Origin of the sequence: Microbispora rosea (assembly GCF_044460045.1) — a bacterium.
GTDB classification, from domain to species: domain Bacteria; phylum Actinomycetota; class Actinomycetes; order Streptosporangiales; family Streptosporangiaceae; genus Microbispora; species Microbispora rosea.
On the sequence record NZ_JBITJO010000016.1, the window covers coordinates 108,171 to 129,551 of the forward strand.

The following is a 21,381-nucleotide window of genomic DNA, read 5'->3' on the forward strand; positions in this document are numbered from 1 at the left end:
GATGGGTACTCATGTCCCTTGCGGGTAACCAGCCGCCGGTGGATAGCGTGCAGGTGATACCGCCGAGCCGTACGAACCGGCACGGCATTCATGTAGCGCAGGGGGACAGACATGACCGAAACCCAGAACGGGACCATGCCCGCCGTCGCCTTCCGGCGGAGCCTTCCCATCGACGACCCGGAAAGCCTGCTGGACGTGGAGCTGCCGGTGCCGCAACCCGGCCCGCGCGACCTGCTGGTCCGGGTGGAGGCCGTCGCCGTGAACCCGGTGGACTACAAGGTCCGGCGCAACAGCGACCCGGGCGGCGAGCCCAAGGTGCTCGGCTGGGACGCCGCGGGCACGGTGGTCGCCGTGGGCGACGAGGTGGAGCTGTTCGAGGTCGGCGACGAGGTCTACTACGCCGGTGCGCTCAACCGGCCCGGCGCGAACTCCCGCTTCCACGTGGTGGACGAGCGCCTCGTCGGCCGCAAGCCCGCCACGTTGTCCTTCACCGAGGCCGCCGCGCTGCCGCTGACCTCGCTCACGGCCTGGGAGGGCCTGTTCGAGCGGCTGGGCCTGCGCGGTGACGCGCTCGGCCAGACCGGGACGCTGCTGGTGACCGCGGCCGCGGGCGGCGTCGGCTCCATCGCCGTGCAGCTCGCCCGTGCCCTGACCGGGCTCACCGTGATCGGCACGGCCTCCCGGCCCGAGACGGTGGAGTTCGCCCGCCGGATGGGCGCCCACCACATCGTGGACCACCGGGGACCGCTGGCGAAGCAACTGGCCGAGGTCGCGCCCGGCGGCGTGGACTACGTCTTCAGCACGATCGGCACCGACCGCAACCTCACGGCCTACGCCGAGGCGCTCACCCCCTTCGGCGCGGTCGTCGCCATCGACGATCACGACTCCCTGGACATCGGCGTGCTCAAGCCGAAGAGCATCTCGTTCCATTGGGAGCTCATGTTCACCCACTCGCTGTTCCCGACGCCGCGTCAGGTGGACCAGCACCGCATCCTCGACCGGGTCGCCCGGCTCGTGGACGCCGGGGTCCTCACCACCACCGCCGGCCGCGACCTCGGCCTGGTGAACGCCGCCAACCTGCGTGAGGCCCACCGGATCCTCGAATCGGGCACCGCCATCGGCAAGCTCACCCTGACGGGCTTCTGACCAACCCTTCTCCGCCGGGAACAACGGGCGAGGCGCGGCCGGTTGGGGATCACAGGAACCGAGCCCGAAGACAGGAGTTGCGCATGCGTGCCATCGTCGTCCCCGCTTACGGTGATTCTTCGGTGCTGGAGTACGCGGAGCGGCCCGATCCCGAGCCCGGCCCCGGTGAGGTGCTGGTCGAGGTGGCCGCGACGGGCGTCAACTTCATCGACGTCTACCACCGCGAGGGCCGCTACCCGATGCCGCTCCCGCTGGTGCCCGGCAACGAGGGCGCAGGCACGGTCACGGCGGTCGGGCCCGGTGTGACCGACGTCGTGCCCGGCGACCGGGTCGCCTGGGCCAGCGTCATGGGCTCGTACGCGGCCAAGGTCGTCGTCCCGGCTGAGAAGGCGGTCCGGCTGCCCGACGGGCTGGCGCCGGATCTGGCCGCGGCGGTGCTGCTCCAGGGGCTGACCGCGCACTACCTGACCCACTCCACGTACGCGATCCGGTCGGGCGACGACGTGCTCGTGCACGCGGCGGCGGGCGGCATGGGCCTGCTGCTCGTCCAGATGGCCAAGCTGCGCGGCGCCCGCGTGATCGGCACGGTCTCCAGCGCGGAGAAGGAGAAGCTCGCGCGGCAGGCCGGCGCCGACGAGGTCGTCGGCTACGAGGGCTTCACCGAGGCCGTCAAGGAGATCACCGACGGCGCCGGGGTGCACGTCGTCTACGACGGGGTCGGCGCCGCCACGTTCGACGGGTCGCTCGCGTCGCTGCGGCCGCGCGGCATGATGGCGCTGTACGGCGCGGCCAGCGGTCCCGTCCCGCCGTTCGACCCGCAGCGGCTCAACGCGGGCGGCTCGCTGTTCCTCACCCGGCCCACGCTCGCGCACTACACGGCGACACGCGAGGAACTGCTGTCACGGGCGAACGACCTGCTCGGCTGGGTCGCCTCCGGCGCCGTGAAGGTGCACATCTCCCAGCGCTACCCGCTCGCCGAGGCCCGGCGCGCCCACGACGACCTGGAAGGCAGGCGGACGACCGGCAAGCTGCTGCTCATCCCCTGACCTGCGGACGGTCGCCCTCACGCCGCCATGGCGATCAGGCGCCATCGATCAGGCGCCATCGATCAGGCGCTGCGCGGCGACCTCGGCGCCGTCGGTGCGCACCTCGCCCGCCACAGACGCGGCGCGGGCCGCCACATCGGGATGGAGGACCCGGCCGAGCGCCTCGGCCAGCGACTCGGCGGTCGGCGCGGCGGGCGGATGCGCGATCCCGATCCCGATCCCGAGATCGCCGGCCCGCCGCGCCCAGTAGTGCTGGTCGTAGAGCTGCGGCACGACGACCTGGGGCGCCCCGGCCAGCGCGGCGGCGGTCGTGGTGCCCGCGCCGCCGTGGTGGACGACGGCGGCGACCCGGGGAAACAGCGCCTGCTGGTCGACCTCGTCGACCGGCAGGCAATCGGGTCCGTCGTCCGCCGGGGACAGGCCGGCCCAGCCGCGCAGCACGATCACGCGGCGTCCGAGCGCGCGGGCCGCGGCGACCGTCGCCCGCGCGATGTCCCGGGGAGCGCGGACGCTGCCGAAGCCGACGCAGACGGGCGGCTCGCCGTCGCCGAGGAACTTCTCCAGCTCCGGCGGCAGCGGACGCCGGTCCGGCAGGATCCAGGCGCCCGTCTGCACGACGCCGATGTCGGCGGGCTCGGGCCAGGGCCCCAGCGTCGGGTCGGCGGCCAGCCAGGGCCGGTCGGTGAACAGGTGACCTCGGGTGTCCGCCACCGGGGACAGACCGGCCGCGGCCCGGTGGGCGTTGATCGCCGCGCCGACGGTGCCGTTCCAGCGCCGCGCGTCCTCGGCCCACAGTGCGCGGTTGCCTGCCGTCGCGTCCGCCGGCGCCTGCCCCAAGACAGGCACGGGCGCCTGCCCCAAGACGGGCACGGGCGCCTGCCCCCAGACGGGCACGGGGGCATGGTGCGGCGACGGCAGCGTGACCGGGCAGTAGCTCACGTAGACGTAGCCGATCCCCAGCCGCTCCGCCACCGAGTGGGCGGCCATCGACATGGCCCCGCCCGCCACGACGACGTCGCAGCCCTCGGCCGCCGCGGGGATCGTGGCGAACTGGACGGCGACCGTGCCCTCGATCATCCGCCGGCGTTGCTCGGGCGTCGGCGGGGCCTGGACCCGTGGGGCGGCCGAGGCGGTCGGCCGCAGCTCCGGCCCGATGGGCACGACGGGGAATCCGAGGCCCCCGACCCAGTCGCGGAAGTCGGGAGGCACGCACAGGCGGGCCTCCTGCCCGAGTTCCCGCAACGCCATGGCCAGCGCCACCATCGGCTGGACTTCCCCCCGCGTTCCGATCGTGGACAGCAGCACGCGCATAGGCACTCCCCTGTGACGGCGTGGATGAGGTACGGCTCAGGACGGCGTCCGCCGTCGGCCGGCCCCGCTCACGGCCCCCGATTGTGCGGCGTCACTGGGGACTTGCCGCAAGTCCCCCCGCCGCCTATACCTTGAAAGTGGCGGGGGATGCCTCGATCAGGCCAGAGGGTGGGCCGGCCACTCCAGCAGGCGGGCTCCGAGCACGGCCGTCTCCAGCGTGAACCGCTGTGTGGGATCGCTGGGCGAAAAACCGGTCAGCCTCCTGATCCGCTCCAGCCGGTAGGTGATCGCCCGGGTGCTGACGCCGAGCCTGCGCGCCGCCGCCGTGTGGTTGCCCTGGGAGGCGAAGATCGCCTCCAGCGTCTCCAGCAGCGGCTCGGGCCCGCCGCGAGCGGAGGTCAGCGGCCCGAGCACGGTGGAGACGAGGTCCACGATCGCGTCCCTGTCCCGCAGCAGCACCGGGAAGACCAGCAGATCGGCCGCCTTGAGCACCTGGGCCCGCAGGCCGAGCCGCTCGCCGAGGTCGATCGCGTTGACCGCCTCCCGGTAGGAGGTGACGATGCCGCCGGGGCCCTGGTGGGGGCGGCCCACTCCCACCCGCCAGTCGGTGAGCGCGGCACGCACGTGGTGGGTGAACTCGCCGCTCGCGGCGGCCAGCGCGGCCGGAGCCACGCACACCAGCAGGCCCTCGCGGACCGCGACCAGGATGTTGTGCGAGCCGAACCTCGCCACCAGCGCCTGCTCGATCCGCGCGGCCAGCGGGTCCCCGGCCGCCACCGGGGGCCGCGGCCTCGCCACGGTCACGATGTATCCCCCGGCGAGCCGCAGGCCGAAGTGCTCGGCCCGCTCGGCGTCCGCCCTGCCCTGCAGCAGGTCGTCGACGAAGAGGCGGCGGGCCTCCTCCTCCTGCCGGAGTGCGGCACGCTGCGCCTCCTCGTATCCCTCGATGTAGGCGGCCATGCCGCGGCGTACGGCGCCGAAGGCCCCGCCGGCGGTGATCTCGGCGGCGTGCAGGCAGGCGTCGGCGAGCACCCGCAGCGGAATGCCGCGCTCGGCGGCGAGGGCGCCGCACTCGCGCAGGCCGTCCATGTCGGCGCGACCGGGCAACCTGCCGGTGGCGGCCGACGCGGCCAGAACCGACAGGAACCCGCCGAGTAAGTCGGCGGGCACCCCGGTCGCCTCGCTCACGCGAGCGAGAACGCTGTCCATCAGACTCCTACGTCACGCCGTTCGAAGGCGAGCAGCGCCGTCATGAGCAGGACGGCCGTCGCACCCAGCAGGACAAGGTAGTCACCGTACGGCCAGCCCTGATAGAGCGGCCTGCCGTCGAGGTAGTAGTGGACGGGCGAGAGCCAGCGCAGCCAGGAGATGGCGTCGATGCTCCTGCCCATGGTCTCGACGATGTATCCGGCGACGCCCCAGACGCCGACCACGGCGAGCGCGACCTGCTTGCGCCCGAAGGCCGCGCCCACGCACAGCGTCAGCGTCCCGAAGAACAGCACGAGCAGGAACAGCCCGGTGTGCGCGGCGAGGATGCTGCCGAACGGCACGTCCATGTGGGCGGCGGACGCCGCCCCGGTGGCGACGGCCAGCGTCACCAGCGCCACGGCGAGCAGGCCGAGCGCCAGCGCGGCCCAGCGCTCCAGGAGCAGCCGCCTGCGGTCGATCGGCAGCGTCAGCGTGAGCTCCAGAGTCCTGGCCTCCTCCGGGCCGGCGATGGCCCGGTTGCCGAGGATCGCGGCGCACATGGTGAACAGCAGCGGGCCGAGGAGCTGGTAGGCGACCGCCTGCAGGTAGCCGCGCCCGGTCGCGATGTCGGACATGCCGCCCATCAGGTCCCTGAACGCGCCGGGATACTTGGCGATGGCCTGTTTGCTGAACGTCTCGGGGTCGTTCATCATGCTCGCGTAGATCGAGATGTACATCGTGAGGAACGCGCACAGCCCGACGGTCCATCCGATGAGGGCGCGGCGATACTCCACCAGGGTCTTACGCACCAGCGTGGGCATGACGGCCCTCCTCCTCGCTGTAGTAGGTCAGGAAGATCTCCTCCAGGTCCGGCTCCGCGCTGACCATGTGGACCACGGTGTAGCGGGCCGCCGCCTTGATCAGCGCGTCGGGCCTGCCGTCGATCGTGCAGCGCAGGCTCGCCCCCTGGACGACCACGTCGCGTACGCCGGGAAGCCCTTCGAACGACTCCTTCGGGACCGGCGCGTCGAAGTGGAGCTCCACGTGCCGTACGGCCCGCTCGCGCAGCGCGGCGATGTCCTCGACCGCGACGAGACGGCCCGCCCGCACGATGCCCACCCGGTCGGCCACGTGTTCCACCTCGGCGAGCACGTGCGACGACATGAGAATCGTGTGGCCGGCCGTGCGCGCCTCCCGGACCATGGCCAGGAACTCCTGCTGCACCAGCGGGTCGAGCCCGCTCGTCGGCTCGTCCAGGATGAGCAGCTCGGGCTCGTGCATGAACGCCTGGATGAGCCCGACCTTCTGCTTGTTGCCCTTGGACAGCTCCCCCATCCTGACGGACAGGTCGGCGTCGAGCCGCTCGGCCAGTTCGTCGATCCTGCCGCGGCTCACCCCGCCGCGCACGTCGGCGAGGAACTGCAGGTAGTTGCGAGCCCGCTCCCGGCCCTCCAGGGCAAGCTCGCCCGGGAGGTAGCCGATCCTGGCGCGTACGCGCGGATCGCGGGTGTCGGCGCCGAGGACGGTCGCCCGGCCCGACGTCGGCCGGATCACGTCGAGGAGCAGCCGGATCGTCGTCGTCTTGCCGGCGCCGTTGGGCCCCAGATAGCCGAAGACCTCGCCCGGCCGGATTTCGAGGGTGAGGTCCTCGAGGCCTCGTCTCGTACCGTAGAACTTCGTCAGTCCTTCGGTCTCCACCACTGCTGTCATGCCGCAATGGTGGCGCTCCCGTCAGCCGCGGGGTATGCCCGCTTCCGGACACTTGCCGGTCGCGTTCGTTCGCACCTTCGGCAAAGCGGAGGTCAAGATGTGCCGCACGTGGCGGAGCCGGGCAGCAGATGGCGGTAGCGCGAGACCAGCCGGTAGCCCGCCTCCGCCAGCCAGCTCACCGGTGGCGTCAGCATCACCCGGCCGGCCACGCGCCAGGCCGCACGCGGCTGCAGGACGAGGAGCAGCGCAATGGCTCGCGCGCCGTGGGCGCGCAGCCCGTCCGGACCGAGCAGCTGCACGGACGTCTCGACCTCCGCGCGCGTCAGGCCCGCCGCGTCGAGGTCGAGGCCCTGCCACGCCCGCACGGCGGGCATGTACGGCAGGATCCGGTGCCCGGCGTTCACACACGCCTGGCAGAAGGCGCAGTCACCGTCGAAGACCAGCAGGACCCGGTTCTCCCCGCTTCCGCCGTTTTCTCGGCTTCCTCGGTTTCCTCCGCTCATGCCGGCGTACCTACCAATCCTGGGACGGATCATTCCGGTCTCGTGGTGGCGGCGCGGGCCGCCGCGACGCGCGCACGGCCAGCACGACGACGAGGATCACCGCGACCGCGAGACTGAAGACGACCGCGGAGACCAGCAGCAGGACCAGCGCGCTCATCGTCGATCTTCCCTTCGGCGTGCCCGTCCGCGCACCAGGCGTGCGGCGACGGCCAGGCCCACCGACGCGTACGACACCGCGCGCGCCAGCCGTACGGACCTGGGGATGTCGGAGACGGCCGGACGAGGACCGTCGCCCAGCTCCGGACGGTGCTCCACCCTGCCGCCGTAGTCGTTGGCCCCGCCGAGGCGCACGCCGAGGGCGCCGGCGAAGGCCGCCTCGCAGCGCCCGGAGTTGGGGCTGGGATGGCGGTGCCCGTCCCTGATCGACACGGCGGCCGCGCGGCGGGGAGAGCCGCCCACCAGACCGGCGAGACCCGTGGTGAGCAGGGCCGTCAGCCGGGCCGGCACGTAGTTGGCCACGTCGTCCAGCCGGGCCGAGGCCCAGCCGAACCTCGCGTAGCGCGGCGACCGGTGGCCCACCATCGCGTCGAGCGTGTTCACCGCGCGGTAGCCGAGCAGGCCGGGCACGCCGAAGAGCGCCCCCCACACGAGCGGGGCGACGACGGCATCCGAGGTGTTCTCCGCGATCGACTCGACCGTGCCCCGCGCGAGCTCCGCGGCGTCCAGCCCGGACGGGTCGCGTCCGCACAGGTGCGGAAGGCGTGCGCGGGCGGCGGCCAGGTCGCCCTCCTGCAACGAGCGGGCCATCAGCGTGCCCTCCCTGCCCAGCGTCGTGCCGCCGAGCACCGCCCACGTGGCAGCGGCGGTGACCGCGGCGCGTGCGATCGGGCTCGACCGGGTCACCCGCTCGGCGAGCAGTCCCGCGGCCGTCGCCGCGCCGACGCAGACGGTGGTGTAGGCCAGGCCCGCTAACCGTGAGTCACGATATATGCGCTTTTCGAGGGCGGCGGCCCGGCTGCCGAACACCGCGACGGGATGACCGCGCCGGGGATCCCCCACCGCGGCGTCGATCGCGGCCCCGGCGAGCAGTCCCGCCGCCGTGGCACCGTCCATGATCCGGGTCACCCAGGCATTCTGCCGTACGTGCCCGTTTGTCATGAGAGGGGCTCGTCGCCGAGGAGGCGGCGCTGGATCGCGTCCTCGTTGGCGTCGAGCCAGGCCGCGGCACGCCTGATCCGCCCGCCCGCGCCGCCGTCCCACATGCGCGCCCAGCCGCCGCCGAGCGTCCTGGCCCGGTCCCGCATGAGCGCGTAGGAGCGGCCGAACCGCATCCTGGCCGTCTCCACCAGCATGAGCCGGTCCCGCGGCGGCAGGCCGTACGCGTCGCAGAACGCCCGAACGCGGGCCGCCGCGTCCAGGGACCGCTGCACCGGGTCGCGGTCCAGCGGATCGGCCAGCGGCGCCCAGTGCCGCAGCGTGGTGACCACGTCGAACAGCCGCGTCGTCGGCCTGGCCATGTCGAAGTCGATCAGCGCGTACGGCAGGAGCTCATGCGTCGTCCTCCGGAAGACGACGTTGGCCGGGGTGACGTCGCAGTGGCCCACGAGCTCGGCGGGGCCCTCCGGCGCCGAGCCGTCCTCCCAGACGGCGCCGGGCGGCGGGCGGAACGAGGCCGCCGCGTCGTGGAAGCGCCGCAGCAGCCGGGCCAGAGTGATCAGCGCCTCGTCGCTCACGGCGTACGCCGGCAGGGGATGCGCGGGCACCACACCCTCGACGTACGTGAGGATCGCCCTGCCCCGTTCGTCGGTGCCGAGAACGCGCGGCGCCCGGTCGAACCCGGCGGACTCCAGGTGCCGCAGCAGCGCGTGGACCGACGGCGACGTGGAACGCATCGGCCGCCGCACCGTCGCCCCCACCCGCACGACCCCCTCGGAGACGTCTCCGATGAGCGGGACCTCGCGTACGGACATGGCGCTGGATTTTAGCCCCGCAGGCGATCACATTTCCGCCGGAAAGCACGAAGAACAGGAAAACGTCTCGCCATGCGGACGATCATCCACGGGGCGAGAAGGCAGGACGGCCACCGGCATCGAAGGGACGGGGTCGCGGCCTTCGAGGATGGCCTGCGCGGGCACGGGGAACCCCTCCTGGCCTTCCTGCGCCGAATCGGGCCATCCCCAGAGGGGGCACGGGCGCGTGTCCGAGTGGCATCGACGCAGGCCGGGCGGCCCCGGCGACCAGGCCCACAGGCCCACAGGCGGCATGCGCCGGCCCATGTCGGGGAAACCGGGTGTGTACCCGGTCCCCGGATCATGCAGAATTAGGCACGAGCGCCCTTAGCTCAGCTGGATAGAGCATCGGACTTCTAATCCGACGGTCGGGGGTTCGAATCCCTCAGGGCGCGCTCCGCTCATCAGCCCATCCCCCGCCTGACCTGGGCATTCTCACCCCGGCGTTTCGGCGCCTCGTGGAATGGTTCGAGGCCCGTAGGGCGAAGGACCCCGAGAGATCTCCCGGGGTCCTGTCGATCGCTTAAGGTCCTTCATACGGCGAGCGCGTCCAAGATCTTGCGGTTGGCCATCTCGCGTTGCCCCTCGATGCACTTGACGTAGACAGGCCGATCCGGAGGTACGCGGGCTTTGGGATCTGTCGCGGCCGGTGGCGGTGCTGCTGGTGGCCGTGATGCACTTCATCCCTGAGGATCAGGACCCTTACGGGGTGGTCGGGGCGCTGGTGGAAGCGATGGCGCCGGGGTCGTATCTGGTGGTCACGCATGTGGAGGCGCGGCCGGAGTACGCGGCGGCGGCTAGGCCGTATGAGCGGGCGAACGCGCCGGTGGTGCCGCGTTCGGCGGGTTAGGTCCGCTGGTTCTTCGAGGGCCTGGAGTTGGTTGAGCCGGGTCTGGTGAACCTGCGGCGTTGGCGGCCGGATGAGCGGGTGCTGACCTCGGACCCTGATGTCCCGTTCCTGGGCGGGATCGGGGTCAAGCGGTGAGCGGGACGTCTCCGATCGAAGTGCTCGCTGAGCGGCTACAGGGTGAACTGGTCTATCTCGGGATCACAAGCGGTGTCCGCGAGTACCAGGGGGTGGCCTTGGTGCCGATGGGGTCGGCCGCTGACGGATGGGTCGATGTGTGGGTGGAGTTCGGGCCGCAGGGCTGGCGCTACCGCTGCTGGATCGGCGGTGGGATTACACACGGTAGGAATCCGTTGGGTGTGGGAGTGTGCGCCGGGCTGGATGTGGAGTACCAGCCGCGCGGTCCGGTCGTGTACGCAAGAAAACGATGAGGTCACCGTGGCCATCGGTTCGAGTCGCCTCCGGCCGCCGGGCGTGACGACGTCGCCGGGCGGCCGGTGGCGCCTTCCGAGTCAGTTCGCCAGGACCCGCTGATGGATGTCGGTGACCGTCTTACGGGCGGACTCCAGCGCACCCGCCTGCCAGGCGATCATGTAGCTGAGCCAGTCACCCGCGAAGTGGACGTGGCCGGCCGGTCTGTTGAGCAGTTGGTAGCCGCCGAGGCGGGACGGCCAGCTGACCCAGGCGCCCTCGATGTTCGGCTGGAGCTTCCAGGAGACCGAGGCGGAGCTCACCAGCTCGTCGCGGTACTTCGCGCCGTGGATCTTCATGCCCTGCTCGATCGCGCGCTTCTCCCTCTGCGGGTGGGTGAGCGCGGCGTAGGCGTCCGCGTTGGCGCCGTTGTTGTAGTAACCGACGACGAGCCCGCGCCGCCCGCCGTACCCGTAGGAGGGATACCAGAGGACGGATAGGTCAAGGTCGGTGTTGGTGATGCCGCCGTAGATGTTCTCGTCGGTCTCCCACCAGCGCCGGCGGTACTCCAGGCCGATCTTGCCGGATGACGTGACGACCGGCGTGGACAGCGCGGCCTGCACGTCGGGCCCGAGGTTGTGCGGCGTCCTCGCCAGGATGTGCGGCGGCATCGCGGCCACGCAGAGATCGGCCTTGATCGTGCGCGTCCTGCCGTGACTGTCCTGGTATTCGATCTCGACCCCGTCCGCCAGGTCGGTGATCTTCGTGACCTTCGAGCGCAGCAAGATCTTGTTCTTGCCGACGGCTTCGGCGAACGCCTTGGGGATGGCGTCCATGCCGCCGACCGGCTGGAACATCAGCATCGCCTGGTCATAGCCGAACTCGAAGGAGAACCGCTGGCCGACGCCGCTGGCGAGCACCTCCGACAGGGACGGCACTGGGCCCAGTTCCGTGCCCGGCTGCTCGCCCGCGCCCGGGTCGGTGCTGTACCCCCGGCGTTCGCCGCCCGTGTAGGCGAAACCGCTCGCCTTGGTGCCGATCGAGCCGAACCCGCGCAGGAAGGTCAGGAGGCGCTCCTTGTCGTCCGCGGTCAGCTTGCCGTCCAGCGCGCCGGCGTCGGTGGCGGTCGACAGCAGCTCGGAGATGTAGCCGTACACGTCGGCCTTCGCCGTGCGCCAGCGGACCGGCGCGGTCATTCCGGCGGCCTCGTTGAAGATGTACGCCTGGGCGTTGGAGTTGGTGAAGACCTCCAGATCGACGCCGAGCTCGCGGCAGTAGTCGACGGTGACCATCCACTGGGCGAGCCGGGCCGGCCCGGCGTTGAGGTAGAGACCGTCGGAGAACCGAGCGATCTGGGTGGAGCCGTCGATCTCGGTGATCCTGTCGCCGCCCCTGATCGTCCAGTTGCGGCCGCCGACCCGGTCGAGGGCCTCGATGACGGTGCAGTCGTAGCCCGCCTTGCCAAGCTCGTACGCCGTGGCCAGGCCGGCGATCCCGGCGCCGAGCACGACAACCTTCTTGGCGCCTCTGCCGGTGAGTGTGAAGTCGGACGGCTGCGGGGGGACGAATGAAGCACCGGTCGCCGCCTCCGCGGTGGGCGCGAGACCGAGCGCGCCCATCGTCGCCAGGAGTGCTCCAGCGCCTCCAGTGGCACCCACCGCGGTCAGGAATCCGCGCCTGCTGTAGCTCACAGCCACCTCCATGATCTTTGGAGGCCAGTGTCAGCGCGATCTGTTGCCGTAGATCAACGATCACGTTCCGGCGGGATTTCTCACGATTTCCTCAGGAATGGCGGCGCTCTGGGCGTGCCTCCTGGGCTCCGCCCGGGTCGACGTAACGGTAGGAGGGCAGCAGCCCGTCGGGCACGATCGGGTCCCCGGTCCGCTGAGCGGGTTTTCCCTCGGTGAGGAAGGAGAGCAGTTGGCCGCTCGCCATTGCTCCGTCCACCGAGGGGAGCCTGGCCGGTGCCGAGGGTGATCCCCAACGGGAACCACAGCGTCTCGGCCACCGACACCCGGTCGCCCTGCCGCATCACGCGGTGACGGGCGATCACAAAGGTGTGCCCGTCCACGCCCATGAGCGTGCCGGGGGGCGGCACCCGGGCAACTCTGATGATCAGCTTTCGCTAGTCCTGCAAGCTGGTCACTTGTCGCTCAGCTCGGACTGCCAGTCGTAGAACCGGGAACGGAGCCGATGAACGTCGCGCTCACTCAGACCGTAGGCGAGGAACTCGTCGTCCGGGTAAAGCTCCAGGGCGGAGAGCATCTGGGCGAAGACAGCGTGGTCGAAGCCGAGATCGCGGGACGAGGCGAGGTCGAGTAGTCGTTCCCGGGTAAAACGACCCGCGTTCAGGAGTGCGTCGACATCGATGAAGTCGCGGACTTCAGCTCGGGCGAAAAGGGCTTCCACCTTGCCCCCTGCGACGTCGTCGAGATGGACGACTGGGCCGATCTCCATGATGACCGGTGGATGCGAGCGGAGATCAGCGGCCAGTTCCACCTTACTGATCCGACCCGTTGCGGGTTCGGAGACGCTGAGCCGTACGAACTGGGGGCTGTCGACGTCAACTTTGATCGCCAGGCCGTGTTTGATATAGGCGTCGCAGATCTTCGCGACTCCCTCGGAGAAGTCATCGCGCACGCTGGAGGTGAACAGGTCGATGTCCTCGCTGGGCCGTTCGAGCACGCCATGAGCCTGTACGGCGTAACCGCCCGCCAAGGCGAATCCGTGATCGGCGGCTACCCTCAGGGCGATGGTGGCCAGCCGACGGTGGAAGTCGTCCATCAGGCGGCTTGACGCTGCAGCTCGGGGAATCGGTCGAGCCACAAGGCGCGAACGCGAGGAGGCAGGACCAATTGAGGCCAGAGCTTGCGCAGTAGCGAGGCGTTGAGAAAGCGTCGCAGGTCGTCAGGAGTGGCGCTTTCCCTGATCACCCGCATGTACATCAGTCGTGCATCGACGATTTTGTCCAAGTGGTAGCGGCGCTCCGGCCCCCAGTCGAGATGTCTGGGCAGCACGACGACGCCCTCCACCGGCCCGGTGAGCTCTTCCAGAGTCGCGGGAACGGCGTAAGGGCGGAGCGCTCCATATCCCCTGGCATCCATGTCTCCAGTGTGACCGATTCGACGCTGATCGTCAGGTCGATCCTGTCAACGCGGTTGCCAACACTAGATGGTTGATACCGGGTGCCGTGATCACAGTAAGTGGTCGTATAGCGGCCCGCGCCTGCCGGCAGCGCCGCTCCGGCCGGCCCGCACGACCTCGACCGTCTCCTGCTGCCCGCCGCCGGCAATGGACGGCCGGGCCGCCTACCCGCGCCTCGCGCACCACGTCAGCTGGTCTGAGCCCGCCGTCCTGCGTGGTCCGGTCATCGTCGAGACGAGCCCCGAGCCGTTCAGCTGAACCGTCCAATGCCGACTCTGACTGACCGCCACATCCGCCCGGCTGCCGCCATCGCCCGGACCCTGTTCCCGGGACACCGAGGCGGCGTTAGTGGCCGCCACCCCAAACTCGTGACGCGCATCACAGGACCTTGCCCCCATTCGCATACGTCTCCTACTATTCCTACAGAATTACTAGGAATACGCATCGTTTCGGCTGAGACAGTGCGGAAAGGGGCGGAGCATGCCCGCGACGGCCGAGTCCGTGGACACCCTCTGGTTCACCCGTTGTCCCGTCCCGACGGCCAGTGGGCTCGCCTACGCGCTCGGCCGGCTGGCCACGCGGTACGCGGACCTGGGCGTCGAGATCGGAATCCTCCAGGACGCGCCGCTGGAGATCGCCCGGCACCACTACGACCATGACCTCGTCGGCCTGATCCGCGAAGGGGGCAACGTGCCCGCCATCGCGGCACGGGCCGAGGGCGTCAGGACCCGCCTGGTCGGGCTCACCTGGATCGACGAGGGACAGTCGATCGTGGTCCGCCCCGACTCTCCGATCACCTCGCCGGCCGCCCTGCGGGGTGCGCGGATCGCCGTCCCCGGATGGGCCGCCACGAGGGACACCAGCCACGCGCGTGCCATGGCCCTGCACGGATTCAAGGGTGCGCTCGGACTCGCCGGGCTGACGCTCGACGACGTGGAGTTCGTCGAGGTGCCGCTCGACCCGGTCGTGCCTCCGGGCCGCGTCCGGGTCGAGCGCGCCGCGCCACGGTTCCGGGAGCTGGACGAGCTGGCGGCCGGACGGGTCGACGCGGTCTACGCCAAGGGCGCCGCGGCGCTGGAGGCCGCCCGCGTTCGCGATCTGGTGGTCGGCATCGACCTGGACGCGGTGCCGTGGCGGCGGTCCAGGGTCAACAACGGAACCCCGCGGCCGATCACCGTGCACGAGGACCTGCTGCAGTCGCACCCCGAGCTGGTGGTCGAGTTCCTGGTCGAGACGCTGCGCGCGGCCGACTGGGCGGCGGGCGACCTGGACGGCGTACGCGAGGTGCTGGCGGCCGAGACCGGATCGGGCGCGGAGGGCGTGCTCCTCGCCTACCGGGAGGGATTCCACCGCACGCTCCACCCCACGCTGGACGAGGAGCGGGTGGACCTGCTGCGGATCCAGAAGGCGTTCCTGCTGCGCTACGGCTTCCTGAGCGCCGACTTCGACCTCGATTCCTGGATCGACCCCGAGCCGCTGCGGCTCGCGTACGAGCGGCTGGCCGCGCGGCACTGACTTCCGGCCCCCGTCATCCCCGCGTCGTCCTTCTTCACCACGCCCGTCCGGGCCGGTAGCGGCGGTGAGCCGCGCCGTGCCCGCCGGCCCCCCTTGCCATCTCGAAAGGCCATGAGTTGATCAGCACATCCCCCTCCGGCGGCCGTGGGTCCTCGGCCCGGCCCGCCGGTCGTGCGCGCGTCCGCCGTCCGTCGTTCCTGACGGCGGTCGCCGCCGTCGGCACGCTGTTGGTGGCCTCCTGCGGCACGTCGGCGGCGTCGTCGGAGACCGGGTCGGCCGCGCAGAGCGTGGACACCGTCCGCGTGGGCGTCATCGCCGGCTCGCCCCCGGGCGTCTATTCCGCGATAGCGAACGGGTTCTTCGACAAGCAGCGGATCAAGGTCGAGCTCGTGACGCTCAGCGGGGGCCCCGCGCTCGTCGCGGCCACCGAGGGCGGCTCCATCGACATCGCGTGGGCCGACATCTTCGCCTGGGCGGCCGCGATCGAGCAGGGCTTCAAGCTGACGATCATCAATCCGGCCAACGCGTTGAAGCCCGGACAGCCGGTCAACGTCATCGTGACGAAGCCGGGCAGCGGCATCACCTCGGCGAAGGACCTCGCCGGCAAGAAGCTCGGGGTGCCGGCGCAGGCGCTGACCACCGTACAGATCAAGAAGTGGCTCGCGGACCAGGGCCTCGACCCGAACGGCCCGAAGTACACCACCGTGCAGGACCGCACCACCTCCGGTGGCCTGGTGGCGCAGGGCACGCTCGACGCCGCGGCCACCAGCGGCGCGTACGTCACCGCGTGGGAGGCGCAGTACGGCCTCACGGTCGCCGGCACCTTCGACTCCGGCGTGCCCGAGGGCGCGGCGACGTCCGGCTACGGCGCGCTGCGCACCTTCGCCGAGGCGCACCCGGACCTGGTCCAGCGCTTCGTCCGGGCCGTGCGGCAGGGCGTGACCGCATTCCAGTCGTCCACCCCGCAGGAGCAGAACTCGCTGCTGGTGAAGTACGGCGGCGCGGACGTCACGAAGCTGGAGGCCAAGTATCCCGGCGCGCTGGACAAGGCGTCGGCGGCGACCAGCGGCGAGCTGAGCGGCCCGTTCGACGTGGCCGCCGAGAACACGTGGATCGAGACGGGCGCGCGGTTCGGCGCGCTGAAGAAGCCCTTCGACCTCACGCCCTATCTGTGGCCCACCGCCACGGCCGCCAACCCCTGATCATCCTCACGAACGCCGGGAGCCTCGATGGCGACATCAGCCGCGCCCACCGCGGCCGGGACCGAGCACAGTGCGACCGGAAGCGCCGCGACCCTGCTGACGGCGGACGACGTCGCGAAGACCTACCGCACCCGCCGACGGGAGGTGACCGCCCTGCGCGGGCTGTCCCTGGACATCGGCGCCGGGGAGTTCGTCGCCCTCGTCGGGCGGTCCGGATGCGGCAAGTCCACGCTGCTGCGGCTGCTCAGCGGCCTCCTCCCCGCCACTGCGGGACAGATCCGGGTGGCCGGGCAACCGATCGACGGGCCGCCGCGCCAGGCGCGCTGCGTCTTCCAGGACTACGCACAGTCGCTGCTGCCGTGGAAGACGGTGGCGGGCAACGTCCGGTTCGGGCTGCGGCACGCGTACGAACCTGCCGAAGGCGGTCACGACGAGCTGGTGGCGCACTACCTCGACCTGGTGGGCCTCGGCCACGCGGCCGATCGGTACCCGTGGGAGCTGTCCGGCGGCATGCAGCAGCGTGCGGCCATCGCCCGCGCGCTGGCCGCGCGACCACAACTGCTGTTCATGGACGAGGCGTTCAGCGGCGTGGACGCCCTGAGCCGCGCCAAGCTGCAGGACGTCCTCCTGCATGCCTGGGCCGAGGAGGGGCTGACCGTGGTGTTCGTGACCCACGACATCGACGAGGCGGTCTACCTGGCCGACCGGGTCGTGGTGCTGCATCCCGAAGGGCGCGGGGTGCTGGCCGACGTACGGACCGGTCTGCCCCGCCCGCGCGGCCAGCTGACCACGCGGGAGTCGCCGGAGTTCCTGCACCACCGGCGTGAACTGCTGCACCTGGTCCTGGACGGAGAGGACTCCGGCGAATGACCACCAACCCCACAGTGACGAGGACCGCCGGCGCCATGCCGCTCCCCGCGACCCCCGATGCGATCCCCGGCACGGCGGGGGCGCCGAAGCGCCGCCCCTGGTTCGTGCGCGCACTGCGCAGCAGGGCCTTCGGCTGGCTCGTGTTCGCCGCGGCCCTGGTCGCCTGGCAGCGATACGCCACGGCGAACCCCTCGCCCAGGTACGCCAACGTGACCGACGTCGCCGTCCAGTGGTGGGACCAGATCCTCGGCGGGCCGCTCCTGACGGCGACCCTGCAGACCCTGCGCACGATGCTGATCGGCTACGGCGTCGCCGCCGTGCTGGCCGTGGTGATCGGGGTGCTCATGGCCCGCGTACGGCTCGTCTACGTGCTGCTCGAACCCCCGCTCGAACTGCTGCGGCCGATGCCGATCTCGGCGGTGATCCCCCTGCTGATCCTCTACCTCGGCATCGACGACGCTATGAAGATCAGCGTGGTCGCGCTGGCGGCGTTCTTCCACATCCTGCTCAACGCCTACTCGGGCGCGGGCTCCACGCACCGCACGATGATGGACACCGCGCGTACCTTCGGGCTGACCTGGCGGCAGACGATGGCCGAGATCGTGATCCCGGCCGCCGCCCCCTCGATCTTCGTGGGGCTCCGCTCGGCGCTCGCCGCCTCACTGGTGATCTCGGTCGTCGTCGGCATGATCGCCGGCAACGACGGCCTCGGGCACCTCCTGATGATCCAGCAGCAGAGTTTCCAGGTGACCGACCTCATCGTCGGCGCGGTCACCATCGCGATGCTCGGCTACGCCCTCAACTCCGCGTTCCTGTTCGTCGAACGACGGGTCCTGCACTGGCACTTCGGCGCGACCCGCACCCACGACTGACCCCCGTCATAGAACGTGCCCGACCCGCGACACGAAGGAAGACCATGACCTCGACCCTGACCGCCCCCGTCCGCGAGGGCGAGTGGCTGAAGGCCGGTGAGCCTGTGCTGACCCCGGCCGACGCGGCCGTACGTGCCGAGCTCGTCCAGGCGGTGCGCGTGCTGCACCAACTGGGCGCGCTGCAGAATCCGTACTCGGCGAACGCGAGCGTCCGGCTGCCGGACTCCCCCGGCCATCTGCTGATCAACGCGAAGGGGCTGCCCGCCGACATCGGCGAGCAGGACTTCGGAGTGATCACGCTGGACGGCGACCTGGTCGCGGGCAGGATCGGCCCCGGGGTGCGGCAGGTGCTCCGGATGCACATCCTCGCCTACACCCGTCCGGAGGTGAACGCCGTCATCCACACGCACTCGACGCACGCGACCGCGTTCGCCCTGGCCCATCGGCCGATCCCGGCCAACTACGAGCCGCTGGTCAACCGCGGGCAGACCCGCGAGATCCCCTGCGCGCCGTACCGCGCGCGCAACAACGGCGACCTCGGCGCGTCCATCGCCGGCCTGCTCGCCGAGCACCCCGACACCAAGGCCGTCCTGCTGGCCAACCACGGGCTGCTCGCCTTCGACGACAGCCCGATGAGCACCGCCCGCCTCGTCGCCACGATCGAGGAGACGGCCACCCTGGAGATCCACGCCGCCGCCCTGGGCGGATCGAAGCCGATCGCCCCCTGAGAACGACGACCATGAGCACGAGTACGACCCACGGAGCGCGCCGATGACCGATACCGACCTTCTCCCGCCGCTCCCGGAGCGCAGGCTGGAAATCCTCTGGTACCTGATCGCCAACGACGGCAGGTATCCGTGGGACCCGAAATGGAAGCGGCCGGTCGACTTCGAGTATGTCCAGGCATGGGCGAAGTCGATCGACGTCAACGGCTTCTACGGCGCGCTGCTCGCCACCCAGCCGACCGGCGGCATGGATCCCTGGATCACGGCGGCCTCGCTGGTGCCCACCACCCGCCGGATGAAGTTCGTGATCGCGGTGCACCCCTCGGTGTACACGCCGACGTCGCTGGTGAAGCTCGCGACGACGCTCGACCAGAACTCCGGCGGCCGGGTCATCCTGAACATCGTGAGCGGGCACATCGGGCTCGATGCCGCCGGCGTGCACCTCAAGCACGAGGAGCGGTACGAGCACACCGACGAGTTCCTCACCGTCTACCGGGCGCTGATGCGCGGGGAACGCGTCGACTTCGACGGCAAGCATCTCAAGGTGCGGGGGGCGGAGGCCGCGTTCCTGTCGCTGCAGGATCCGTACCCGCCGTTGTGGTTCGGCGGCGCATCACCGATCGCCAGGGACGTGGCGGCCAAGCACATCGACAACTACCTCACGTGGGGCGAGCCGCCCGCCGAGACCGCGGAGCTGATCGCCGACGTACGCGCCCGGGCCGCGAGGCACGGCCGCTCGATCCGTTTCGGGATCCGGCTGAACCTGATCGTCCGGGACACCGACGAGCAGGCCTGGGCGGCGGCGCAGGACATGCTCGACCACGTCGACGACAGCGTCGTCGCGCGGGTGCAGGCCGATTCGGCGAAGCAGGAGTCCGTGGGGCAGGCGCGGCAGCTCGCCTTCCACAAGGGCGTCAAGCCGCGCTTCGCCCAGGAGCTCGAGGTCTACCCGAACGTCTGGTCGGGCTTCGGCCTGATCCGCGGAGGTCCCGGCATCGCGCTGGTCGGCAGCCCCGAGTCGGTCGCCGCGCGCATCCGCGAGTATCACGCCCTGGGGATCGACTCGTTCATCGTCTCGGGCAATCCGCTGCTGGAGGAGACATACCGGTTCGGCGAGCAGGTGATGCCGCTGCTGCCGGTGACGCACGACGACCCCGGCCCGCTGCGGCCTGCCGGCTACACCCGGCCGCGGGCCGCCGTGCCGTCGCCGGCCGGGGCCTCCTCGCTCGTCGCCGCCGGCTGACCCGGCGCGACGCGGTGACCTCGCCGGGCCACGGCCGTGCTCCGGCGAGGTCACTTGTCTACCTCGTCGACACCATGTGGGTCTCCGCTGATCCCGGGCGGCGGTGCCTGTACGACGTCGTCACCGGGACCGTCGTGGTGGACGTGTCCGCCCCCGGCATGAAGGCTCGATGACGTCCGGGTTCCTGATCGGGCTCGTGGTGGTCGTTGCCGTCTTCGCCGCCTTCGTGCTGGTCACAACGCTGCTTGCGGCCTAGTAGCCGTTCACCGCGGGCGAAGCGAGCGGCGATCGCCGTGGATCCTACGATTTATGCCGCCGGAGCACAGTGAACGCGTGACGGTCCAGGACTGCTCTTGCGTCAGCCCTTCGCCGCGGGTCGGAATGGAGCAGGGCCATCAGAACAGCCGCGACGTATGTCAAGACGAGGCAGCACACGAATGTGCAGGTAAGCCAGGGAACGGCAGTAATCAGCGCAGAAAGAAACGCAGGCACGACAGGACCGCCTATCAGGAAACGGCACTTGTCGCTGAAATCTGTAATGTGTCGGTGGAGGACTCGTCTCACCGGCGCAAAGCAGATGTCAGCGCAAATCTCACGATCACACAGGTCCTTCGCCAGCGTCAAGCCGCCGCCAGATGCAGTGGTCCCGGAAAGCGCCGGGGGTTCCGGAGTGACATAAGCCTCTTGGAAGTCCGCGCCGCCGGCGATGGGGAGCGCGCCTTCTGCTTATCCCCTGCGCTACATCGCGGGCGACCGCCCATGGCGTGCGTTCGAGATCGATGGGCGGAAAGCCGGCCTCCGCCATGACTCCGCGGACCAGGGGCTCGACTTCGGTGATCGATCCGGTGGACAGCGCATAACCGCGAACTCCCAGACGGCAGGAGAGGCGAGGCCGGCCTCGATGAGCCCGCAGGCCAGCCAACGGGCCTCCGGCGCGGTCCCGGAGAGACCTCCCCAGAGGAGATCGCCTCTCAGGTCGGCCAGACGATTCCCGAGCTCGGGGCAGTTCCACCAGATCAGTATTCGCCACCGGCACCGCTCCGGCTGTCGCCTACGGCTCCCAGGCTGCGGCGGGCCGGCACTCCGAAGCCTGGATCGAGCGATCGACCCGGACGGGGCGCGGGTGGTACGACCTCGCGCCCCGTCCTTCGTGCCGATCCTTATGCGTACGGCCGATGGTGGTCGCCTTGTACGAGACCTTCTAACGCTTGAACAGACGGGGCGCCAGGTCGATGAGGTTCTTCTGCCACACGTCCCAGCCGTGCGGTCCGGGGGTGATTCCGTCGAACTCGTAGTGGATGCCGAGGTTGTTCAAGGTGGTGAGGGACCCCATGAACAACGGCTGGACGAAGTCGGTCTGGTCGCCGACGTACAGGCGCAACAGCTTGGTCCCATTGTTGATCGCCGCCACGTCGACGCCGGTGCCGTCACCGAACCAGGCCGAGAACGCCGCGACATAGGCGAACTCACCAGGATGTGCCTTCAGAACCCCGAGCGTCTGCACGCCGCCCATCGAGAGGCCGGCGAGGGCCTGCTGCGACGGATCGCTGGAGACGTTGTAGTGGGAGCGAGCCGCGGGAACGATGTTCTCCAGCAGCTCCTTGTTGAAGTTGGACGTGTTGCCGTTGCCCATCACGAC

Annotated in this window: 21 protein-coding genes, 1 tRNA gene and 1 pseudogene; 10 read left to right on the forward strand and 13 right to left on the reverse strand. The window is 70.7% G+C overall.

From position 1 onward, the window contains the following. Nucleotides 1-111 precede the first annotated feature (111 nt). Together ACIBK1_RS38690 and ACIBK1_RS38695 are read left to right on the forward strand one after the other, a co-directional pair. Complete coding sequence (locus tag ACIBK1_RS38690) at nt 112-1,146, forward strand: zinc-binding alcohol dehydrogenase family protein (RefSeq protein WP_396740585.1); 1,035 nt, start codon at nt 112-114, stop codon at nt 1,144-1,146. 83 nt (nt 1,147-1,229) lie between these two features. Next, the gene (locus ACIBK1_RS38695) at nt 1,230-2,192 is read left to right on the forward strand and encodes a quinone oxidoreductase family protein (RefSeq protein ID WP_357324939.1); all 963 of its coding nucleotides are present in this window, start codon (nt 1,230-1,232) and stop codon (nt 2,190-2,192) included. A gap of 48 nt (nt 2,193-2,240) precedes the next feature. On the opposite strand, the gene ACIBK1_RS38700 is transcribed toward ACIBK1_RS38695, so the two are convergent. The 8 genes from ACIBK1_RS38700 to ACIBK1_RS38735 form a co-directional block, all read right to left on the reverse strand. Further along, nucleotides 2,241-3,503 (reverse strand): glycosyltransferase, encoded by a 1,263-nt coding sequence (locus tag ACIBK1_RS38700; RefSeq protein ID WP_396740587.1) that lies wholly within the window; start codon nt 3,501-3,503, stop codon nt 2,241-2,243. A gap of 156 nt (nt 3,504-3,659) precedes the next feature. Next, nucleotides 3,660-4,712: a PucR family transcriptional regulator gene (locus tag ACIBK1_RS38705; protein ID WP_051762002.1), complete on the reverse strand. Its 1,053-nt coding sequence runs from the start codon at nt 4,710-4,712 to the stop codon at nt 3,660-3,662. Then, nucleotides 4,712-5,512, reverse strand: coding sequence for an ABC transporter permease subunit (locus ACIBK1_RS38710; RefSeq protein ID WP_030509664.1), 801 nt, complete (start codon nt 5,510-5,512; stop codon nt 4,712-4,714). The genes ACIBK1_RS38705 and ACIBK1_RS38710 overlap by 1 nt, the downstream gene beginning before the upstream one ends. Next, a complete protein-coding gene (locus ACIBK1_RS38715; protein WP_030509665.1) occupies nt 5,493-6,401 on the reverse strand; it encodes an ABC transporter ATP-binding protein in 909 nt (302 codons plus the stop codon). The genes ACIBK1_RS38710 and ACIBK1_RS38715 overlap by 20 nt, the downstream gene beginning before the upstream one ends. Nucleotides 6,402-6,493: 92 nt before the next feature. Continuing rightward, nucleotides 6,494-6,904, reverse strand: a complete 411-nt coding sequence (locus ACIBK1_RS38720) for a thiol-disulfide oxidoreductase DCC family protein (RefSeq protein WP_396740590.1) — start codon at nt 6,902-6,904, stop codon at nt 6,494-6,496. A gap of 10 nt (nt 6,905-6,914) precedes the next feature. Then, on the reverse strand, nt 6,915-7,061 hold the full coding sequence (locus tag ACIBK1_RS38725; RefSeq protein WP_396740592.1) for a hypothetical protein: 147 nt from the start codon (nt 7,059-7,061) through the stop codon (nt 6,915-6,917). Next, nucleotides 7,058-8,062: a cobalamin biosynthesis protein gene (locus ACIBK1_RS38730; RefSeq protein ID WP_396740594.1), complete on the reverse strand. Its 1,005-nt coding sequence runs from the start codon at nt 8,060-8,062 to the stop codon at nt 7,058-7,060. The genes ACIBK1_RS38725 and ACIBK1_RS38730 overlap by 4 nt, the downstream gene beginning before the upstream one ends. Further along, complete coding sequence (locus ACIBK1_RS38735; protein WP_396740596.1) at nt 8,059-8,874, reverse strand: phosphotransferase enzyme family protein; 816 nt, start codon at nt 8,872-8,874, stop codon at nt 8,059-8,061. The genes ACIBK1_RS38730 and ACIBK1_RS38735 overlap by 4 nt, the downstream gene beginning before the upstream one ends. Before the next feature lie 360 nt (nt 8,875-9,234). Here ACIBK1_RS38735 and ACIBK1_RS38740 point away from each other — a divergent pair. Together ACIBK1_RS38740 and ACIBK1_RS38745 are read left to right on the forward strand one after the other, a co-directional pair. After that, nucleotides 9,235-9,308 (forward strand) — tRNA-Arg (locus tag ACIBK1_RS38740). Nucleotides 9,309-9,535: 227 nt separating this feature from the next. Next, nucleotides 9,536-9,898 (forward strand): annotated as a pseudogene (locus tag ACIBK1_RS38745) (SAM-dependent methyltransferase); the annotation flags it as partial. A 374-nt stretch (nt 9,899-10,272) separates the two neighbouring features. Here ACIBK1_RS38745 and ACIBK1_RS38750 read toward each other — a convergent pair. The 4 genes from ACIBK1_RS38750 to ACIBK1_RS38765 all read right to left on the reverse strand — a co-directional run bounded on the left by ACIBK1_RS38750 (nt 10,273) and on the right by ACIBK1_RS38765 (nt 13,275). Further along, entirely contained in the window at nt 10,273-11,862 is a 1,590-nt protein-coding gene (locus tag ACIBK1_RS38750; RefSeq protein ID WP_396740598.1) for a flavin monoamine oxidase family protein, read from the reverse strand. A 91-nt stretch (nt 11,863-11,953) separates the two neighbouring features. Further along, a complete protein-coding gene (locus tag ACIBK1_RS38755; RefSeq protein WP_396740600.1) occupies nt 11,954-12,118 on the reverse strand; it encodes a hypothetical protein in 165 nt (54 codons plus the stop codon). Nucleotides 12,119-12,313: 195 nt separating this feature from the next. Further along, nucleotides 12,314-12,955 carry a nucleotidyl transferase AbiEii/AbiGii toxin family protein gene (locus ACIBK1_RS38760; RefSeq protein ID WP_396740602.1) on the reverse strand — a complete coding sequence of 214 codons (642 nt, stop codon included), beginning with the start codon at nt 12,953-12,955 and terminating at the stop codon, nt 12,314-12,316. Beyond that, nucleotides 12,955-13,275 carry a hypothetical protein gene (locus ACIBK1_RS38765; protein WP_030509671.1) on the reverse strand — a complete coding sequence of 107 codons (321 nt, stop codon included), beginning with the start codon at nt 13,273-13,275 and terminating at the stop codon, nt 12,955-12,957. The genes ACIBK1_RS38760 and ACIBK1_RS38765 overlap by 1 nt, the downstream gene beginning before the upstream one ends. 520 nt (nt 13,276-13,795) lie before the next feature. On the opposite strand from ACIBK1_RS38765, the gene ACIBK1_RS38770 reads away from it, so the two are divergent. The 6 genes from ACIBK1_RS38770 to ACIBK1_RS38795 all read left to right on the forward strand — a co-directional run bounded on the left by ACIBK1_RS38770 (nt 13,796) and on the right by ACIBK1_RS38795 (nt 19,742). Beyond that, nucleotides 13,796-14,830, forward strand: a complete 1,035-nt coding sequence (locus tag ACIBK1_RS38770; protein ID WP_396740604.1) for an ABC transporter substrate-binding protein — start codon at nt 13,796-13,798, stop codon at nt 14,828-14,830. A gap of 116 nt (nt 14,831-14,946) precedes the next feature. Then, complete coding sequence (locus ACIBK1_RS38775) at nt 14,947-16,032, forward strand: ABC transporter substrate-binding protein (RefSeq protein WP_197042738.1); 1,086 nt, start codon at nt 14,947-14,949, stop codon at nt 16,030-16,032. Nucleotides 16,033-16,059: 27 nt separating this feature from the next. Beyond that, nucleotides 16,060-16,902, forward strand: coding sequence for an ABC transporter ATP-binding protein (locus tag ACIBK1_RS38780; RefSeq protein WP_063754654.1), 843 nt, complete (start codon nt 16,060-16,062; stop codon nt 16,900-16,902). Further along, a complete protein-coding gene (locus ACIBK1_RS38785) occupies nt 16,899-17,774 on the forward strand; it encodes an ABC transporter permease (protein WP_396740606.1) in 876 nt (291 codons plus the stop codon). Before ACIBK1_RS38780 ends, ACIBK1_RS38785 begins: the two co-directional genes overlap by 4 nt. 44 nt (nt 17,775-17,818) lie before the next feature. Further along, the gene (locus ACIBK1_RS38790) at nt 17,819-18,502 is read left to right on the forward strand and encodes a class II aldolase/adducin family protein (RefSeq protein ID WP_081903731.1); all 684 of its coding nucleotides are present in this window, start codon (nt 17,819-17,821) and stop codon (nt 18,500-18,502) included. 43 nt (nt 18,503-18,545) lie between these two features. Next, on the forward strand, nt 18,546-19,742 hold the full coding sequence (locus tag ACIBK1_RS38795) for an LLM class flavin-dependent oxidoreductase (RefSeq protein WP_051762005.1): 1,197 nt from the start codon (nt 18,546-18,548) through the stop codon (nt 19,740-19,742). A 1,201-nt stretch (nt 19,743-20,943) separates the two neighbouring features. Here ACIBK1_RS38795 and ACIBK1_RS38800 read toward each other — a convergent pair. After that, nucleotides 20,944-21,381 (reverse strand): alpha/beta hydrolase (locus ACIBK1_RS38800; protein WP_396740609.1); only part of this gene is annotated, 438 nt, incomplete at its 5' end.

Excerpts from the sequence above, each read along its gene's own strand:
- ACIBK1_RS38690 (WP_396740585.1), top strand. The coding sequence starts at position 112 with ATGACCGAAACCCAGAACGGGACCATGCCCGCCGTCGCCTTCCGGCGG.
- ACIBK1_RS38695 (WP_357324939.1), top strand. The coding sequence starts at position 1,230 with ATGCGTGCCATCGTCGTCCCCGCTTACGGTGATTCTTCGGTGCTGGAG.
- ACIBK1_RS38700 (WP_396740587.1), bottom strand. The coding sequence starts at position 3,503 with ATGCGCGTGCTGCTGTCCACGATCGGAACGCGGGGGGAAGTCCAGCCG.
- ACIBK1_RS38705 (WP_051762002.1), bottom strand. The coding sequence starts at position 4,712 with ATGGACAGCGTTCTCGCTCGCGTGAGCGAGGCGACCGGGGTGCCCGCC.
- ACIBK1_RS38710 (WP_030509664.1), bottom strand. The coding sequence starts at position 5,512 with ATGCCCACGCTGGTGCGTAAGACCCTGGTGGAGTATCGCCGCGCCCTC.
- ACIBK1_RS38715 (WP_030509665.1), bottom strand. The coding sequence starts at position 6,401 with ATGACAGCAGTGGTGGAGACCGAAGGACTGACGAAGTTCTACGGTACG.
- ACIBK1_RS38720 (WP_396740590.1), bottom strand. The coding sequence starts at position 6,904 with ATGAGCGGAGGAAACCGAGGAAGCCGAGAAAACGGCGGAAGCGGGGAG.
- ACIBK1_RS38725 (WP_396740592.1), bottom strand. The coding sequence starts at position 7,061 with ATGAGCGCGCTGGTCCTGCTGCTGGTCTCCGCGGTCGTCTTCAGTCTC.
- ACIBK1_RS38730 (WP_396740594.1), bottom strand. The coding sequence starts at position 8,062 with ATGACAAACGGGCACGTACGGCAGAATGCCTGGGTGACCCGGATCATG.
- ACIBK1_RS38735 (WP_396740596.1), bottom strand. The coding sequence starts at position 8,874 with ATGTCCGTACGCGAGGTCCCGCTCATCGGAGACGTCTCCGAGGGGGTC.
- ACIBK1_RS38760 (WP_396740602.1), bottom strand. The coding sequence starts at position 12,955 with ATGGACGACTTCCACCGTCGGCTGGCCACCATCGCCCTGAGGGTAGCC.
- ACIBK1_RS38765 (WP_030509671.1), bottom strand. The coding sequence starts at position 13,275 with ATGGATGCCAGGGGATATGGAGCGCTCCGCCCTTACGCCGTTCCCGCG.
- ACIBK1_RS38770 (WP_396740604.1), top strand. The coding sequence starts at position 13,796 with ATGCCCGCGACGGCCGAGTCCGTGGACACCCTCTGGTTCACCCGTTGT.
- ACIBK1_RS38780 (WP_063754654.1), top strand. The coding sequence starts at position 16,060 with ATGGCGACATCAGCCGCGCCCACCGCGGCCGGGACCGAGCACAGTGCG.
- ACIBK1_RS38785 (WP_396740606.1), top strand. The coding sequence starts at position 16,899 with ATGACCACCAACCCCACAGTGACGAGGACCGCCGGCGCCATGCCGCTC.
- ACIBK1_RS38790 (WP_081903731.1), top strand. The coding sequence starts at position 17,819 with ATGACCTCGACCCTGACCGCCCCCGTCCGCGAGGGCGAGTGGCTGAAG.
- ACIBK1_RS38795 (WP_051762005.1), top strand. The coding sequence starts at position 18,546 with ATGACCGATACCGACCTTCTCCCGCCGCTCCCGGAGCGCAGGCTGGAA.